At 67.8% G+C, this 16,875-nt stretch carries 16 protein-coding genes; 10 read left to right on the top strand and 6 right to left on the bottom strand.

Features of this window, described 5'->3' with window-relative positions:
* Positions 1 to 131 precede the first annotated feature (131 nt).
* Entirely contained in the window at positions 132 to 383 is a 252-nt protein-coding gene (locus tag V3B48_RS15390; protein ID WP_005411656.1) for a GlsB/YeaQ/YmgE family stress response membrane protein, read from the bottom strand.
* A gap of 84 nt (positions 384 to 467) precedes the next feature.
* Here V3B48_RS15390 and V3B48_RS15385 point away from each other — a divergent pair, with 84 nt between their 5' ends.
* The 9 genes from V3B48_RS15385 to V3B48_RS15345 all read left to right on the top strand — a co-directional run bounded on the left by V3B48_RS15385 (position 468) and on the right by V3B48_RS15345 (position 8,658).
* Positions 468 to 1,067, top strand: a complete 600-nt coding sequence (locus V3B48_RS15385; RefSeq protein WP_329894034.1) for a 4'-phosphopantetheinyl transferase superfamily protein — start codon at positions 468 to 470, stop codon at positions 1,065 to 1,067.
* Between the two features lie 39 nt (positions 1,068 to 1,106).
* On the top strand, positions 1,107 to 1,745 hold the full coding sequence (gene rsmG / locus V3B48_RS15380) for a 16S rRNA (guanine(527)-N(7))-methyltransferase RsmG (RefSeq protein WP_329894027.1): 639 nt from the start codon (positions 1,107 to 1,109) through the stop codon (positions 1,743 to 1,745).
* A gap of 112 nt (positions 1,746 to 1,857) precedes the next feature.
* Complete coding sequence (locus V3B48_RS15375) at positions 1,858 to 2,655, top strand: ParA family protein (protein ID WP_032128472.1); 798 nt, start codon at positions 1,858 to 1,860, stop codon at positions 2,653 to 2,655.
* Positions 2,655 to 3,578: a ParB/RepB/Spo0J family partition protein gene (locus V3B48_RS15370; RefSeq protein ID WP_008267278.1), complete on the top strand. Its 924-nt coding sequence runs from the start codon at positions 2,655 to 2,657 to the stop codon at positions 3,576 to 3,578. Before V3B48_RS15375 ends, V3B48_RS15370 begins: the two co-directional genes overlap by 1 nt.
* Before the next feature lie 126 nt (positions 3,579 to 3,704).
* Entirely contained in the window at positions 3,705 to 4,445 is a 741-nt protein-coding gene (locus tag V3B48_RS15365) for a suppressor of fused domain protein (RefSeq protein WP_032128474.1), read from the top strand.
* 46 nt (positions 4,446 to 4,491) lie between these two features.
* A complete protein-coding gene (locus V3B48_RS15360) occupies positions 4,492 to 5,457 on the top strand; it encodes an NAD-dependent epimerase/dehydratase family protein (protein ID WP_329894026.1) in 966 nt (321 codons plus the stop codon).
* A gap of 89 nt (positions 5,458 to 5,546) precedes the next feature.
* The gene (locus V3B48_RS15355) at positions 5,547 to 6,269 is read left to right on the top strand and encodes a glycosyltransferase family 2 protein (RefSeq protein WP_005420380.1); all 723 of its coding nucleotides are present in this window, start codon (positions 5,547 to 5,549) and stop codon (positions 6,267 to 6,269) included.
* Positions 6,269 to 6,616 carry a lipid-A-disaccharide synthase N-terminal domain-containing protein gene (locus tag V3B48_RS15350; RefSeq protein WP_005414908.1) on the top strand — a complete coding sequence of 116 codons (348 nt, stop codon included), beginning with the start codon at positions 6,269 to 6,271 and terminating at the stop codon, positions 6,614 to 6,616. The genes V3B48_RS15355 and V3B48_RS15350 overlap by 1 nt, the downstream gene beginning before the upstream one ends.
* Positions 6,617 to 6,885: 269 nt before the next feature.
* Positions 6,886 to 8,658, top strand: a complete 1,773-nt coding sequence (locus V3B48_RS15345; RefSeq protein ID WP_329894025.1) for a DUF885 family protein — start codon at positions 6,886 to 6,888, stop codon at positions 8,656 to 8,658.
* A gap of 217 nt (positions 8,659 to 8,875) precedes the next feature.
* Here the strand turns inward: V3B48_RS15345 and V3B48_RS15340 are convergent, their stop codons facing one another.
* The 5 genes from V3B48_RS15340 to V3B48_RS15320 all read right to left on the bottom strand — a co-directional run bounded on the left by V3B48_RS15340 (position 8,876) and on the right by V3B48_RS15320 (position 15,832).
* Positions 8,876 to 12,085: a CusA/CzcA family heavy metal efflux RND transporter gene (locus V3B48_RS15340; protein WP_329894024.1), complete on the bottom strand. Its 3,210-nt coding sequence runs from the start codon at positions 12,083 to 12,085 to the stop codon at positions 8,876 to 8,878.
* 10 nt (positions 12,086 to 12,095) lie between these two features.
* Positions 12,096 to 13,301, bottom strand: a complete 1,206-nt coding sequence (locus V3B48_RS15335; protein WP_329894023.1) for an efflux RND transporter periplasmic adaptor subunit — start codon at positions 13,299 to 13,301, stop codon at positions 12,096 to 12,098.
* Positions 13,298 to 14,551, bottom strand: a complete 1,254-nt coding sequence (locus V3B48_RS15330; RefSeq protein ID WP_329894022.1) for a TolC family protein — start codon at positions 14,549 to 14,551, stop codon at positions 13,298 to 13,300. Before V3B48_RS15330 ends, V3B48_RS15335 begins: the two co-directional genes overlap by 4 nt.
* Positions 14,552 to 14,607: 56 nt before the next feature.
* A complete protein-coding gene (locus V3B48_RS15325) occupies positions 14,608 to 14,955 on the bottom strand; it encodes a hypothetical protein (protein ID WP_329894021.1) in 348 nt (115 codons plus the stop codon).
* A 487-nt stretch (positions 14,956 to 15,442) separates the two neighbouring features.
* On the bottom strand, positions 15,443 to 15,832 hold the full coding sequence (locus V3B48_RS15320; RefSeq protein ID WP_012512496.1) for a RidA family protein: 390 nt from the start codon (positions 15,830 to 15,832) through the stop codon (positions 15,443 to 15,445).
* A 108-nt stretch (positions 15,833 to 15,940) separates the two neighbouring features.
* On the opposite strand from V3B48_RS15320, the gene V3B48_RS15315 reads away from it, so the two are divergent.
* Positions 15,941 to 16,834: a LysR family transcriptional regulator gene (locus tag V3B48_RS15315; RefSeq protein WP_285301486.1), complete on the top strand. Its 894-nt coding sequence runs from the start codon at positions 15,941 to 15,943 to the stop codon at positions 16,832 to 16,834.
* The last annotated feature ends 41 nt before the right edge of the window (positions 16,835 to 16,875 follow it).

Below are 16,875 nucleotides of genomic sequence, written 5' to 3'. Positions count from 1 at the left end.
GGAAGTAGAGTCGAGCTTGCTCGACTGATCTCCCATGCAGTCGAGCAAGCTCGACTCTACAGAACGGGGCCCGACGATTGCCGGGCCCGTTGAAATGCGTCTGCCGGCCAGCGGCCGGCACGACGGCCGCGTCAGCGTATGCTCTTGCGGGTGAACAGGTTGACGATCGCCAGCAGGATCACCGCACCGATCAGCGAGAACAGGAAGGTGCGGATGGTGATCGCTTCGTTGATGCCGCCGCCGAACAGCCAGCCGGAAATCAGCGCGCCGACGATGCCGACCACGATGTTGAGGATGATGCCCTGCTGGGCATCGCGCTTCATGATGATGCTGGCCAGCCAGCCTACGATGCCGCCGACGATCAGCCAGATGATGATGCCCATGATCGAACCTCCGGTGGGGAACTGTGACCAGTTGACGCGCACGGCCGTGAACCCGTCGTGGAATTGCGTGATGGGCGCGTGCGGATGAGCCTGCCAGCCACCCTCGACGGCCCGTGGCGCTTCGGTCCGGTGACGGTCTGGCGGCGCCCGCACGTGCCGGGCCACCGCGGCGAACCGCAGGCGCGGCAGGTGCTGGCGCAGGCGCTGGGCGCCGACCCGGACACGCTGCCGCTGGTCCGCGATGACAAGGGCCGGCCGGAGCTGAGCGGCGCGTTGGCCCACTACGGCACCGGCTGGAGCCACAGCGGCGAGGTGCTGCTGGTGGCGCTGGGCGAGGGCGTGCGGTTGGGCGTCGACCTGGAACTGCTGCGCCCGCGGCCGCGTCTTCTGGAAATCGTGCAGCGCTTCTTCCACCCCGAGGAAGTGGCCTGGCTGGAAAGCCTGGACGAGGCCGAGCGCGAGCACTGGTTCTTCCGCGTGTGGTGCGCCAAGGAAGCCATCCTGAAGGCGCACGGGCAGGGCATCTCGTTCGGCCTGCACCGCCTGCAGCTGGCGTCGGGGGCCGATGGCGCCCTGCACCTGCGCTGGTGCGACCCGGAACTGGGCGAGGCCGCGCGCTGGCACCTGCACGAATGGCAGGCCACCGGCCAGTTCCGTGCGGCATTGGCCTGGTATCCACACTGAAGCGGGGAATCAGCGCGCAAAACCGGCGATAATGGCGGCATGAGCGAACACCCACTTCCCGCCAGCGTGGCTGCCACGCTGGAACAGGGCCTGGCCAGCATGGGCCTGGACGCCGCGCTGGCGCCGCCGCTGCTGCGTTACCTGGCCCTGCTGCACCGCTGGAACGGCACCTACAACCTCACCGCCATCCGCGATCCGCAGGAGATGGTCACCCGCCACCTGCTCGATTCACTGGCGATGCAGCCGTTCGTGACCGATGGCAGCCTGGCCGACCTCGGCACCGGCCCCGGCTTGCCCGGCATCCCGCTGGCGATCGCCTGCCCGGGCCTGCAGGTCACCCTGGTGGAGAGCAACGGCAAGAAGGCGCGCTTCATGCGCGAGGCCGTGCGCCAGCTCGGTCTGGGCAATGCCCGCGTGGCCGAATCGCGCGCCGAGGCGCTGGACGAAGCTGGCCACTACGACCAGCTGACCGCGCGTGCGATGGACACCCTGGCCGGCATCGTCCGCGTCGGTGGCCATCTGTTGCGCCCCGGCGGCGTGCTGTTGGCCATGAAGGGCGTCTATCCGCATGAAGAGATCGCGGAGCTGCCGGCTGGCTGGCAGGTGCGCGAGGTGACCCCGTTGAGCGTGCCCGGCCTGGCCGGCGAACGCCACCTGATCACTGTTACAGGTCCCTGATTCCCGTCGCCAGCCCCTTGTGGAACAAGAGGTTGGCGATCCACGATTTCCGCAAGGGCCCGGTTGTACGCATAATGACCGGTCCCAGCACACGTCGACGAGGCACACCCGCATGGCCCGCATCATCGCCATCGCCAACCAGAAGGGTGGCGTCGGCAAGACCACGACCGCCGTCAACCTGGCCGCTTCCCTGGCCAACGCACCCAAGCGCGTGCTGTTGGTCGACCTGGATTCGCAGGGCAACGCGACCATGGGCAGTGGCGTGGACAAGCGCGAGCTGGTCTCCTCCACCTACGATCTGCTGCTGGGCGAGTCCAGCGCCGCCGATGTGCGCGTGCAGACGGCCGAAGGCTACGACCTGCTGCCGGGCAACATCGACCTGACCGCGGCCGAGATCCAGCTGATGGCGCAGAGCGAGCGCGAGCAGCGCCTGAAGCGCGCGCTGGCACCGATCCGCGACGAGTACGACTACATCCTGATCGACTGCCCGCCAGCGCTGTCGCTGCTGACGCTCAACGCGCTGGCCGCCGCCGATTCGGTGATCGTACCGATGCAGTGCGAGTACTACGCACTGGAAGGCCTGAGCGCGCTGGTGGAAACCATCGAAGCGCTGCGTGCCAACCTCAACCCGGCGCTGGAGATCGAAGGCGTGCTGCGCACCATGTTCGACGTGCGCAACAACCTGGCCAACGCGGTCTCGGCCGAGCTCACCGAGCACTTCGGCGACCGCGTGTTCCGCACCATCGTGCCGCGCAACGTGCGCCTGGCCGAGGCGCCCAGCCATGGCCAGAGCATCGTCGGCTACGACCGCGCCTCGCGCGGTGGCGTGGCCTACCTGGGCCTGGCCGGCGAGATCATCCGCCGCAACAACGAACGCAACAAGGCCGCCAAGGCCGTGGAGACCGTCTGATGACCAGCAGCAAGCCGGCAGCCAAGAAGCGAGGCCTCGGCCGTGGCCTGGATGCCCTGCTCGGTCCCAAGGGGGCGGTCAGCCAGGTGCAGGCCACCACTGCGGTGATCGAGCCGCTGCCGGGTGAGGTGCTGCGCAAGCTGGCCGTCGGCCAGCTGCAGCCGGGCAAGTACCAGCCGCGCCGCGAGATGGACGAGGGCAAGCTCTCCGAGCTGGCTGATTCGATCAAGTCGCAGGGCGTGATCCAGCCGATCCTGGTGCGCCAGCTGCCGGCGGGCAACTACGAGATCGTCGCCGGTGAACGCCGCTGGCGCGCCTCGCAGCTGGCCGGCCTGGACGAAGTGCCGGTGGTGGTGCGCGAGCTGGAAGACCGCACCGTCATCGCGATGGCTCTGATCGAGAACATCCAGCGCGAAGACCTCAACCCGCTGGAAGAAGCCGAAGCGCTGCAGCGCCTGATCAGCGAATTCACCCTGACCCATGCCGAGGCTGCCGAGGCCGTCGGCCGCTCGCGTGCGGCGGTGTCCAACCTGCTGCGCCTGCTGGAGCTGCCGGTGGCAATCCGCCTGCTGCTGGAAACCCGCCGCCTGGAAATGGGCCATGCCCGCGCGCTGCTGACCCTGGCCCCCGAGCTGGCCGGCAAGCTGGCGCAGGAAGCGGCCGATGAAGGCTGGTCGGTGCGCGAGGTCGAGCGCCGTGCGCAGGCCTTCGCCGCCGGCAAGGTGCCCAGCAACCGCCCGGTGGCCACGCCGAAGGTGCAGCAGGCCGACATCGCCTCGCTGGAAACCGAGCTGTCCGAAGCGCTGGGGGCCAAGGTGGCGATCAATCACGGCCGTGGCGGCAAGGGCAAATTGATCATTCATTACACCGACCTGGATACCCTGGACGGCGTGCTGGAAAAGCTGCGTACGCGCCAGGGCTGAGCCCGGCGCAGCGCCAGGGGATGCGGCCTGTTCCTGCCGCGTCCTGTAGGTGACAGGGAACGCACCGCCGCGCGCGCCGGGGGATGCACTGCTCTCCGGTCCGTGGCCTCATCCAGGGAGCAGGACATGAGCAACGAATACGAGTACGAGGACGTCAGCCCGGACGGTACCCAGATACTGAGGCACCGGCGCGAAAAGGACTTTGTGCTCGCCATCGGCGAAGAGCAGCACATCGAAGCGATCAGCGGCCATATCGAGCGCCATCTCGGACCGATCGCCACGGTCCTGCACGAACTCATTTCCGACCTGGTGCACATTGACGTGCACGTGGTGCCGGCCAATGACCACTGCCCGTACCTGCGCCTGGTCACCTCCGGCATGAGCGACCTGCCGATGACCGTGCCCGCCGACGTGGACGCGGATGTGCCGCGCTACATGGAGCTGATGGTGACCCTGCCGGCCGACTGGCCGATGTCCCAGGACGCCTTCGAGGACGAACGCAATTACTGGCCGGTGCGCCTGCTGAAGGGCATGGCGCGGCTGCCGCACGAGTACGACACGTGGCTGGGCTTCGGCCACACCATTCCCAACGGCCATCCCAGCGAGCCTTATGCGCCCGGAGCAGGCTTCGACGGTGCCATCGTGCTGATGCCGGTGACTGCTCCGGAGGACTTCGCCACGCTGGAGCTGGAGGATGGCAGGACCATCAGCTTCATGAGCCTGGTGCCGCTGTATCCGGAAGAGATGGACCTGAAGCTGAAGAAGGGCGCCGACGCCCTGCTCGACCGCTTCGATGCGAAGCAGATCAACGATGTGATCGAGCCGGGCCGGGTCAACGTCGCCAGGAAGCGTTTCGGTTTGTTCTGAGACCGGTAACATCAGGGGCCTGAATTTCTGCTTCCGGGCCCCTGCCATGACCATCCTGCTTACCGGCGCTGCCGGCTTCATCGGTGCCTACACCGCCCGCGCGCTGCTGGAGGCGGGCCAGCCGGTGGTCGGCCTGGACAACTTCAACGACTACTACGACCCGCAGATCAAGCGCGACCGCGTGGCCGCGCTGTGCCCGACGCTGGACCTGCGCACCCTGGACCTGACCGACCAACAGGGCCTGGCTGCGCTGTTCGACGAGGTGAAGCCGACCGCGGTGATCCATCTGGCTGCACAGGCCGGCGTGCGCTATTCGCTGGAGAATCCGCAGGCCTACGTCGACAGCAATCTGATCGGCTTCGTCAACATGCTCGAGCTGTGCCGCCACCGTGGCGTGCAGCATCTGGTGTATGCGTCGAGCAGCTCGGTCTACGGTGATTCGGCCACGCCGCCGTTCTCCGAGGACCAGCGCGTGGACCAGCCGCGCTCGCTGTATGCGGCGACCAAGGCGGCCAACGAGCTGATGGCCTACACCTACGCGCAGCTGTACGGCCTGCATGCCACCGGCCTGCGCTTCTTCACCGTGTATGGCCCGTGGGGCCGGCCGGACATGGCGCCGCTGCTGTTCTCGCGCGCGGTGCTGGCCGGGCGGCCGATCGATGTGTTCAACGAAGGCCGCATGCAGCGCGACTTCACACATGTCTCCGACATCGTGGCCGGTATCCTCGGCGCGCTCGCGCATCCGGCCGATGGTCCGGTGCCGCACCGGGTGTTCAACCTCGGCAACCATACGCCGGTCGAGCTGGAGCGCTTCATCAGCGTGATCGAGCAGGCTGCCGGCCGCCCTGCGCAGAAGGTCTACAAGCCGATGCAGCCGGGCGACATGGTGCGCACGATGGCGGATACCCGGCGCGCCCATGACGCATTCGGCTTCGACGCGGTGACCCCGATCGAAGCTGGGTTGCCCCCCGTCGTGCAGTGGTGCCGCGAGTATTTTGGCGACCGCGCCTGAGGAGGGATCCTCACACAGCCGGATTCATCTTCGGATAACCTCGGCTTCGGAGAATGCGCGGTCTTTGTCCCCCTTTGGCCGAGTGCCTTATGAGCCAACCCGAGCTTTCCGTTGTCGTCCCGGTGTTCAACGAACGCGACAATGTCGCCCCGCTGGTTGCCGAAATCACCGCTGCTCTGCGTGGCCGCTTGCCGTTCGAGATCGTCTACATCGATGACCACTCGCGCGATGACACCCTGGCAGTGCTGCAGGGCCTGAAGGCCACCACCCCGGAACTGCGGGTGCTGCACCATGTGAACCAGAGCGGGCAGAGCACCGCCGTGCGCACCGGCGTCAAGCACGCACGTGCGCCGTGGATCGCGACCCTGGATGGCGACGGGCAGAATGATCCGGCCGACATTCCCAAGCTGCTGGCGGCGCGCGATGCGGCCGAGGCGCAGGTGAAGCTGTTCGCCGGCTGGCGGGTCAACCGCCAGGACAGCGGCAGCAAGCGCTGGGCCAGCAAGTGGGCCAACGCCATCCGTGCACGCATGCTGCGCGACGATACGCCCGATACCGGCTGCGGCATCAAGCTGTTCGAGCGCAGCGCGTTCCTCGACCTGCCGTATTTCGACCATATGCACCGCTACCTGCCGGCGCTGATGCAGCGCGCCGGCTGGAAGACCACCAGCGTGCCGGTCAACCACCGCCACCGTACCGCCGGTGTCTCCAAGTACAACAACCTCGGCCGCGCCCTGGTCGGCATCCGTGACCTGCGTGGCGTGGCGTGGCTGATCACCCGCAGCAAGCGCACCGCGGTGGAGGAGCGTTGATGGATCTGGAGCTGCACTGGCTCGACCAGCCGCTGACCTGGCTGTACTGGACCGGTCTGCATGTGACCGGCTGGAAGCTGATCGGCTATACCGGCGCGCTGATGTTCGGGGGCCGCTGGCTGGTCCAGTTCATCGCCTCCAAGCGTGCGGGCAAGCCGGTGATCCCACGCCTGTTCTGGTACATGAGCGTGGTCGGCAGCCTGATGACGCTGAGCTACTTCCTGTTCTCGGCCAAGCAGGACTCGGTGGGCGTGCTGCAGAACCTGTTCCCGGCGTTCACCGCGCTGTACAGCCTGCAGCTGGACATCAAGCACCGGGGCTGGAAGCGGGACAAGGCCAGCCACTAGGTCTTCGGGGCCTCATCCGGTAGCTGCCGACCTTGGTCGGCATATCTGTATCCGGGCCCGGCCCATCCACGCATGGCGTGGATCTACTGCTTGCCTGGCTACCGTGCCTGGTAGCTGCCAACCTTGGTTGGCACACGGGGAAATCCAGCGCCAACCAAGGTTGGCCGCTACCGGGGCCCCGGTCTGCGGCGCAGGCAGGACCTTCGTCCCATGCCACGGGCCGTGGGCGGTGCCATCATCGGGGTCTGCCTTCCCGGGAACCTGTGCTCGTGAAAACCCGTCTTGCCGTTGCCCTGCTGATCGCCCTGTCCGCCCCTGCCGTAGCCCTGGCCGCGCCGCCCGCCGCCGCCGCACCGGCCAGCGTGGCCACCGAATCGCCCGCCGATGCCGCCTTCCGCGCGCTGTACGAGAAGGAATGGAAGTGGCGCCAGGAGGGCGGCGGCGAGGCCAGCGAGGACGAGGACGCGCCAGCCAACGCCACCCGCATGCCCGACGTCGGCCCGGCCGCGCAGCAGGCGCGCCTGAAGGTGTGGGACGAGACCCTGGCTGCACTGAAGAAGATCGACCCGAAGACGCTCTCGCCCGACAACCAGATCAACTACGCGATCTACCGCGATCAGGTGTTCAACCTGGCCGAAGAAGTGCGCCTGCGTGGCTACGAGATGCCGTTCAACGCCGACTCCTCGTTCTGGTCCAACCTGTCCTTCATGGCCCGGCGCGAGATGAAGACCGTGCAGGACTACCAGAACTACATCGCACGCCTGAACGATGTGCCGCGTTACTTCGGCCAGCAGACCGAAAACATGCGCGCCGGCCTGAAGCGCGGCTTCAGCGTGCCGCGTGCCGTGCTCGATGGCCGCGAGGTGTCCATCGCCACCGTCGCCGAGCTGATGGATCCCACCGAGTCGCCGCTGTACGCGCCGTTCAAGAAGCTGCCCAACAGCATTCCGGCCGCAGAGCAGGCCAGGCTGCAGGCGCAGGCGCGCGAAGCAATCAGTGGCAAGGTGGTGCCGGCGTTCCAGCAGCTGCGCACCTTCTTCGTCAACGAATACGTGCCGCAGGCGCGCACCACGCTGGCCGCCGAAGCGATGCCGGGCGGCAAGGCGTACTACAAGCAGCAGATCCACGAGTACACCACGCTGGACCTGTCGCCGGACGAGATCCATCGCATCGGTCTGGATGAAGTCGCACGCATCCAGAAGGAAATGAACGACATCATCAAGCAGGTGAAGTTCAAGGGCAGCTTCGCCGAGTTCCTGACCTTCCTGCGTACCGATCCGCAGTTCTATGCCAAGACGCCGGAAGAGCTGCTGTCGCGCGCCGCATGGATCTCCAAGCGGGCCGACGGTCAGCTCGGCAAGTACATGACCCTGCCGCGCGCCCGCTTCACCATCGTGCCGGTGCCGCCGGACATCGCGCCGTTCTGGACCGCCGGCCGCGGTGGCATGGGCACCTACTGGCTCAACACCTACAACCTGCCGTCGCGCCCGCTGTACAACCTGCCGGCGCTGACCCTGCACGAGTCCGATCCGGGTCACGCACTGCAGGGTGCGATTGCCGCCGAGCAGAAGAACCTGCCCGAGTTCCGCCGCAACGCCTATATTTCCGCTTATGGCGAAGGCTGGGCGCTGTACTGCGAGAAGCTGGGCGTGGAAATGGGCATCTACGAAACCCCGTATGAGGATTTCGGCCGCCTGACCTACGAGATGTGGCGCGCCACGCGCCTGGTGATCGACACCGGCGTGCACAGCAAGGGCTGGAGCCGCGAGCAGGCCTTGGCCTACCTGCGTGACCACACCGCGCTGAGCGAGCATGAAGTGACCACCGAAGTGGACCGCTACATTTCCTGGCCGGGCCAGGCCCTGAGCTACAAGCTGGGGGAGATCGCCATCGTGCGCCTGCGTGCGCAGGCAGAGAAGGAGCTGGGTGACAAGTTCGACATCAAGGGCTTCCACGACACCCTGCTCAAGCAGGGCTCGGTGCCCCTGCCGGTGCTGGAACAGCAGATCCAGGCCTACATCGCCGAACGCAAGAAGGCCTGACCGTGCAAGGGTAGTGGGGGGGGGGGGGGGGGGGCCCCCCGGCCCCCCCCCCCCGAGGGGTGAGGGGGGCCGGCCCCGGGCCCCCGTGCCTCGGCTCGGCCCGGCCGCGGCCGCCCACCCCCCCCCCCCCCCAACCGCCCCCCCCCCCCGCCCCGCGCCCGCCACTACCCCTGATTGGAAAACGGGGTCGGATCGCACGATCCGACCCCGTGGTCTTTCAGCCCACCGCCCTTGGCTTGGCCACGCGTGCTGCAAAGGTCGGCAGCACCAGCAGGGTCAGCACGGTGGCGGTGATCAGGCCACCGATCACCACCGTGGCCAGCGGCTTCTGCACCTCCGCACCGGAACCGCTGGCGATCGCCATCGGAATGAAGCCGACGATCGCCACCAGCGCCGTGGTCAGCACCGCGCGGATACGGCTCGATGCACCGTTGATCGCCGCCTGCAGCGGCAGGTCACCGGCATCCAGGCGCTCGCGGATCGCCTGCATCAGCACCAGGCCGTTCAAGGTGGCCACGCCGGAGACGGCGATGAAGCCGACCGCCGCCGACACCGAGAACGGCATGCCACGCAGCAGCAGCGCGAGGATGCCGCCGACCAGCGCCAACGGCACGCAGCTGAACACCAGAATGGCTTCCTTGCCGCTGCGCAGGGCCATGAACAGCAGGCTGCCGATCAGCAGGAACACCACCGGCACCACCGTCGCCAGCCGCTTCTCCGCACGCTGCAGGTTCTCGAACTGGCCACCCCAGGTCAGGTAGGCGCCCGGCGGCAACGCAACATCAGCCACCGCCGCCTGTGCCTCGCCGACGAAGCCGCCCAGATCGCGGCCACGCACGTTGGCCTGCACCACCACGCGGCGGCTGCCGTTGTTGCGGCTGATCTGGTTCGGTCCTTCGCTGACCGTGATGCGCGCGACCGACGACAGCGGAATCACCAGCCCCGACGGTGTAGCGATCGGCAGCGAAGCCAGCTGGTCCGGATCATTGCGCGAGGCATCGTCCAGGCGCACCACCACGTTGAAGCGGCGATCACCTTCGAAGATCTTGCCGGCCGCCGTGCCACCAATGCCGGTGGACAGCGCATCACTCACGTCCGCGGCAGTCAGGCCGTACTGCGCCGCCGCAACGTGGTCGATGGCCACATTGAGCGTGGGCAGGCCGGAGATCTGTTCCACCCGCACGTCGGCCGCACCGTTCACCGCACGCAGCTTCAACGCCACCTGGTCGGCCACTTTCTGCAGCTGGCTGAAGTCATCGCCGAAGATCATCACCGCCAGGTCGGTACGCACGCCGGAAATCAGCTCGTTGAAGCGCAGCTCGATCGGCTGGCTGAATTCGAAGCTGTTGCCCAGCTGCTGCGCGGCCAGCTTTTCGAAGCGTGCTACCAGTGCATCCTTGCCCAGTTTCGGATCCGGCCAGTCCTTGCGTGGCTTGAGCACGATCACGCTGTCGGAGATGTTGGTCGGCATCGGGTCGATCGCCGCCTCTGCGGTACCGGTGCGCGAGAACACGGTTTCCACTTCCGGCTGTTTGGCAATCGCCTTTTCCAGTGCCAGCTGCATTGCCAGCGACTGCTCCAGCGAGGTCGACGGCACGCGCAGGGCCTGCATCGCCACGTTGCCTTCGTCCAGCGTCGGCATGAACTCGCGGCCCAGCAGCGAGAACGAACCGATACCCACCACCACCATCATCACCGCACCGGCCAGCACCGTGCGCGGATGCGCCACGGCTTTGCGCACCACTGGTTCGATGCGCGCACGCAGCACGCGGATCAGCTTGGTTTCGTGCTCGCCATCGTCAGCATGTGTATCGCCGTCCTTCACCTTGGGCTCGCGCACCAGCAGTGCGGCCATCGCCGGCACGAAGGTGAAGGAGAATATGAAGGCACCGACCAGGGCCAGCATGAACGTGGCCGCCATCGGGTGGAACGTCTTGCCCTCCACGCCTTCCAGGGTAAGGATCGGCGCGAACACCAGCAGGATGATCAGCTGCCCGAAGGCCGCAGGGCGCGCCATCTTCATCGCCGAATCGGCGGCCACGCGCAGGCGTTCCATCGCGGTCAATGCACGGCCCAGTTCGGCGCGGCGCTGGCCCAGCATCAGCAGCGTCGATTCGATCACGATCACCGCACCGTCCACCAGGATGCCGAAGTCCAGCGCACCCAGGCTCATCAGGTTGCCGCTGATGCCGAAGCGGTTCATGCCGATCACTGCAAACAGGAACGACAGCGGAATGACCAGCGCGGTGATCGTTGCTGCACGCAGGTTGCCCAGCAGCAGGAACAGCACCACCACCACCAGCAGCGCACCCTCGGTGAGGTTCTTGGCCACGGTCTTGATGGTCGAATTGACCAGCACGCTGCGGTCCAGCACCGGTGCCGCCACGATGTCGGCCGGCAGCGATTTGTTCACCTGTTCCAGGCGCGCCGCAGCTGCCTGCGCCACGGTGCGGCTGTTGCCGCCGGCGATCATCAGCGCGGTACCCAGCACGGCTTCATGGCCGTTGCGGCTGGCCGCACCCAGGCGCGGTGCGCGGCTCAGGTCGACGTCGGCCACATCGGCCACGCGTACCACCACGCCATTGCGGGTGGTTACCGGGGCCTGTGCCAGATCGTCGGTGGTCAGCGCCAGGCCGTCAGCACGTACCACCAGGCCTTCGCCGGCACGCTGCACGAAACCGGCACCGGCCTGTACGTTGGAACGCTGCAGGGCAGTGACCAGGTCGGCCAGGCCGAGGCCGTGCGCGGCCAGCTTGGCACTGTCCGGATGCACGCCGTATTCCTTGACGTAGCCGCCGACCGTATCGACGCCGGCCAGCCCCGGGCTGGAACGCATCTGCGGCGCGATGATCCAGTCCTGCACGGTGCGCAGGTAGGTGGCACGTTCTTCCGGCGTGCGAAGCAGGTTGCCTTCCGGCGTGCGGTAGACCTCGCCGGCCTGCCAACCCGCTTCACCGGGCTTGGCCAGCCTGGCCGGATCGAACGCCGTGAAGTCCACCGTCCACATCAGTACCTCGCCGAGGCCGGTGGTGACCGGCGACAGCATCGGCGACGCGCCATCGGGCAGGTCTTCCGATGCCTCGCGCATGCGTTCGGCCACCTGCTGGCGGGCGAAGTAGATGTCGGTCGCATCAGTGAAGATCGCGGTGACCTGCGAGAAGCCATTGCGCGACAGCGAACGCGTGGTTGTCAGGCCGGGAATGCCGGCCAGCGCGGTTTCCAGCGGGTAGGTCACCTGCCGTTCGATCTGCTCCGGGGTCAGTGCAGGTGCCACCGTGTTGATCTGCACCTGGCGGTTGGTGATGTCCGGCACCGCGTCGATCGGCAGCTTGCCCAGCTGGAACAGGCCCACGGCAGCGATCAGCGCCGCCATGAACACCACCAGCCAGCGGTGCCGAACCGCTGTTTCAATGATCAGCTTGAACATGGTCGCCTCCTCAGTGGCCGTGCTCGGCTTCGCCCTTGGCCAGCTCGGCCTTGAGCAGGAAGGCGTTGGCACCGACGATGCGCTCGTTGCCGGTCAGCCCACCGAGGATCTCGATACGGTCACCAGCACGACGGCCAGCCAGCACCGGCTGCGCCTTGAAGCCGCCTTCGACGGCGACGAACACCGCGCTGCTGCCATCGACGTTCTGCACCGCATCGGCGGGCACGCTGAGCGAGCCATCCTGGCCTTCGGTGACGACCACCGCCGATACCGGCGAACCGGCCGGCGGCAGCGCGGCATCCACCGGCGTGGCACGGATCACCGCGACGCCGCCCTGCTGGCGGACATCGGCGGCCGACCCGGTGACGGTGGCGGTGAAGCTGCCACCCGGCACGCTCACTTCCAGCTTCATGCCCGGCGTGACCTGCGCGGCCAGCGCCGGCGGTGCGGTGAACACCAGCTCGTTCATCGTCGGGTCGGCGACGTCGGCCACCGCGCTGCCGGCGGCGACCACGCCACCCGGGGTGACCTGCACGTTGCCGACGATGCCGGCTACCGGGCTGGTGATGCGCACGCGACCGCTGCTGTCCGGCGAACCGTTGGCGGCGGCTTGGGCCTGCGCGGCGGCGGCCTGGGCCTGTGCCGCCAGCGAACGTGCGCGCGAGGTTTCCATTTCCTGGCGGGCGACCACGCCCTGGTCGACCAGCGCCTTGTCGCGGCCATAGGCCAGGCGCGCGGCTTCTGCTTCGGCCGAGGCGGCCAGCGCATTGGCGCGGAACACCGCGGCCTCGCCACTGACCACGATGGCCAGTGCCTGGTTCTGCTTCACCGCCGTGCCCGGCGCGACCAGCACGCGCTCGACGCGGCCGGTCACCGTGGAGGCAACCGAAGCGCGGGCGCCCACGGTGGGCTCGACCCTGCCGGACAGCCGGGTCGAGCCACCGCCACCGCGACCGATCGCGACCACTTCGATACCGGAGGCCTTGATCTGTTCCTGGGTCAGCTGCACCACGCCTTCATCGGCGTCGGCGGGGGCTTTCGCGGTTTCCGCCTTGGCCTCCTTGCTGTCGGCGGCATGGCCGTGGCCATCGTCGGTGCCGGCCTTGGCCGCAGCGGGGTCTTCATTGGCAGGCGTCTGCGCGTTGCCAGCGCAGCCGGCCAGCAGCATGGTCAGCAGCACGCCGCCGATCAGCGGGAAAGTACGGGAGAGAGTCATTTGGCCTCCACAAAAGGTGCGCGCCCCTCAAGGCGGGCAAGATCGATTTCGGCGCCGACGCGCGACAGGCGCGCATCCACGGCGGTGCCGCGGGCGGCGATGAGGGCGCTGCGCGTGCTGCGCAGTTCCAGCTGCGAGATGCGTCCGGCATCAAAGCCGATGCGGGCCAGGCGATACGCCTCTTCGGCGGCGACCACGCTTTCATCGGCTGCGCGGGTCCGGCTTCCGGCGGCTTTCAGTCCGGCTACGGCGGAGAGACGTGCTGCCTCGCTGTCGCGGCGCTGCTGGTCCAGGCGGGCCTCGGCCGCGCGCTGGTCGGCATTGGCGGCGCGGATGCCCCCGCGGTTGCGGTCGAACAGCGGGATGCTGAGGCTGACCCCGAGGTTGTAGGCACGCTCGCCGCCTTCGCGGAAGCGGGTCTGTGCGGCGGTGACGCTCAGATCGGGCAGGGCGCGCTTGCGCTCCACGTCGACCAGCTTGCCGGCCGCATCGGCTTCGGCTTCGGCGATGCGCACCGCCAGCGCCACGTCGGTGGCGCCACGCGGCAGCGGCGGGGCACGGTCGAGCAGGCTGTTGTCGATCGACTGCACCGGTGCATCCAGCAGCGCGGCGCCAGCCAGGCGGGCCAGCGCGGCGTCGCGGAAGGCCTGTGCCTCATCCAGCGCAGCGCTGGCGTTGGCCACCTCGCTCTGCGCCTGCACCGCACGCAGCTGCGGCTCGCGGCCCTGCTTGACCATCGCGTTGACGGCGTTGGCGTCGTCGCGGGTGAGGGTCAGTGCCTCTTCGGCCAGGCTGTAGCGGCGCAGTGCACTTTCCGCCTGTGCATAGACCACCGCCAGCTGGCTGGCCACGTCGCTGCGGCTTTGGGCACCACGCAGGTAGGCGGCCTGTGCCTCGGCGCGGGCGGCACGGACACGCGCGCCACGCTGGCCCCAGACCTCCAGCGGCTGGGACAGGGTGAGCACGGTATCGGCCTTGCCCATGCCGCCATAGGAGCCGGTGCCCCAGGCGTTTTCGGCGGAGTAGGAGAGGGAAGGATTGGGCAACGCACGGGCCTGGTCGGCACGCGCATCGGCGGCCTCGGCCAGTGCCGTACCCACACGGGTACCGGGCAGCTGGTCCAGGCGTTCAAGCAGGGTGTCGTAGGAAGGGGCGGCTTGCGCCATCACCGATGTCGCCGGGGCCAGGCCCAGCAACACGGCGACGACCAGCCCGGCCGCGCGCGGCGACCGAGGTGTCAGGATCGACATAGGGGGATTCCGGTTGTGAGTGAAACGGGAGCCCGCAATCGCGGGACGCGCTCAACTCACGCCCGGGGGGGACGCGTCAATTCATCCTGGGCGACCGCATAGGTCGCCACGTCGCCGGCATTCATCCAGCGCGCCGGCAGCGGCGTACCGAAAGCGGCGAAATCGTTCGCCGGCAGGCTCAGCGTGGAGTGGTGGCAGTGGTTATGCGTGCAGGCACCCGTGTGCTTGCTGTCGCTGTCGCTGTCGCTGTCACCGCCTGCGTCGTCCGCGAGGGATTCGACATGGGCGCTGCTGGCATGCGGTTCCACCGCACACACCAGTGCGTCGGCCACCGGCACGACCACGAATGCCGCCATCAGCAGCATCATCAGGTACGTACGCAGTTGGCGGGTGATCCGGCGCATGGAAGGGAGGCTAGCAAGCGGTTTTCGCCGGATACAATATCAATGGCCACCTCGGGAATTCGTCGGAACCTCCCGTTCAGGTGGGCCGGGCACGCCAGCTCTGGCAGGTGCCGACCTCCTGCCCTGGTGGGTGTCGACCTTGGTCGACACGCTTTTCGAACCCGACACGTTGTTGCCGGCCAGCGGCCGGCACTACCGGTCTGCAGGCAGCTTCGCGATCACCTTGATCTCGAACTGGAACCCCTACAGCCAGGTCATGCCGACTGCCCTGGTAGGTGTCGACCTTGGTCGACACGCTTTTCGACCTCCGACACATTGCCGGCCAGCGGCCGGCACTACCCGTATCACGGCAGCTTCGCGATCACCTTGATCTCGAACTGGAACCCGTACAGCCAGGTCACGCCGACTGCCCTGGTAGGTGTCGACCTTGGTCGACACGCTTTTCGACCTCCGACACATTGCCGGCCAGCGGCCGGCACTACCCGTATCACGGCAGCTTCGCGATCACCTTGATCTCGAACTGGAATCCGTACAGCCAGGTCACGCCGATGCCGGTCAGGGTCGGGTGCGGCGCCTCGCCCCAGTACTCGGGCACGATCGCCCAGGCCTTCTCGAAGTTCTTCTCGGGGTCGACCAGGAACACGGTCACGTCGACCACGTCATCGAAGCTGCAGCCGGCGGCAGCCAGCACCGCGTTGAGATTCTCGAAGGCGCGGCGCACCTGGGCTTCGAAATCCGGTTCGGGCGAGCCGTCCTCGCGGCTGCCGACCTGGCCGGAAACGAACAGGAAGCCGTTGGATCGGATCGCTGGCGAGTAGCGGTTGCGCTCGTACAGGGCCTGGCGGCCGGCGGGGAAAACGACATCGCGCTGTGACATGGGAAGGAACCCGTGGGAAAGAACGCCATCCTCCCCGCCAGCGCTGTCTGGATAAACCGCGATGATCGGCCTAGATTGATTGCCAATTCCAAACAATCATGGCCAGCCATGGACCGTTTCGAGGCGATGCGGGCCTTTGCCCGGGTAGTGGAAACCGGCAGCTTCACCCGCGCCGCGCAGACCCTGCAGATCAGCCGCACCACGGCCACCCAGCTGGTGCAGCAGCTGGAGGCGCACCTGCGGCTGCGGTTGCTCAACCGCACCACGCGCCGGGTCAGCGTCACCGCCGATGGCGCGGCCTACTACCCGCGCATCGCCCGCCTGCTGGCCGAGCTGGAAGAGGTGGAAGGAGGTCTCGGCGACGCCGCTACCCAACCGCGTGGCCGCCTTCGTGTGGACGTGCCTGGACCTTACGCGCGGCTGCGGCTGGTTCCGGCGCTGCCGGATTTCCAGGCGCGCTACCCGGAGATCCAGTTGGACATCGGCGTGAGTGACCGCGAGGTCGACGTCATCGCCGACAACGTCGATTGCGTGATCCGTGGTGGCACTCCAGCCGACCCGGCGCTGGTGGCGCGGCCGCTTGCTGCGCTGCCGATCGGCTTCCACGCCAGCCCGGGCTATGTGCAGCGTTTCGGGTTGCCTGCCGACCCGCGCGCGCTGGAAGGGCCCGATCACCACATGGTCGGCTTCCTCAGCCCGCGCAGTGGCCGGGCCCGCGTGTTCAGCGCCCAGCGCGGCGATGAGCGCATCGAGGTGCAGGGCCGCTATGCGGTCGGCTTCGACGACGGCAACGCCTATCTGGCCGCGGCGTTGGCGGGGCTGGGCGTGGTCGCGTTGCCCAGCTACATGGCCGAACCGCACGTGGCGCGTGGCGAGCTGCTGCCGGTGCTGCAGGACTGGCAGCTGCCACCCATGCCGATGCATGTGATGTTCCCGCCGAACCGGCACATGAGCCAGCGACTGCGGGTGTTCATTGATTGGGTGGTGGAAGCGTTGGGGTGAGTGCATCGGTCGCGTGCGAAAATCCGGCTGCACGTACTGGA

The sequence above is a fragment of the Stenotrophomonas sp. SMYL20 genome, assembly GCF_036320045.1.
In the GTDB taxonomy this organism is placed as follows: domain Bacteria; phylum Pseudomonadota; class Gammaproteobacteria; order Xanthomonadales; family Xanthomonadaceae; genus Stenotrophomonas; species Stenotrophomonas maltophilia_A.
The sequence above is the reverse complement of the archived record's forward strand: the minus strand, read 5'-3'. Positions and strand labels throughout refer to the sequence as shown.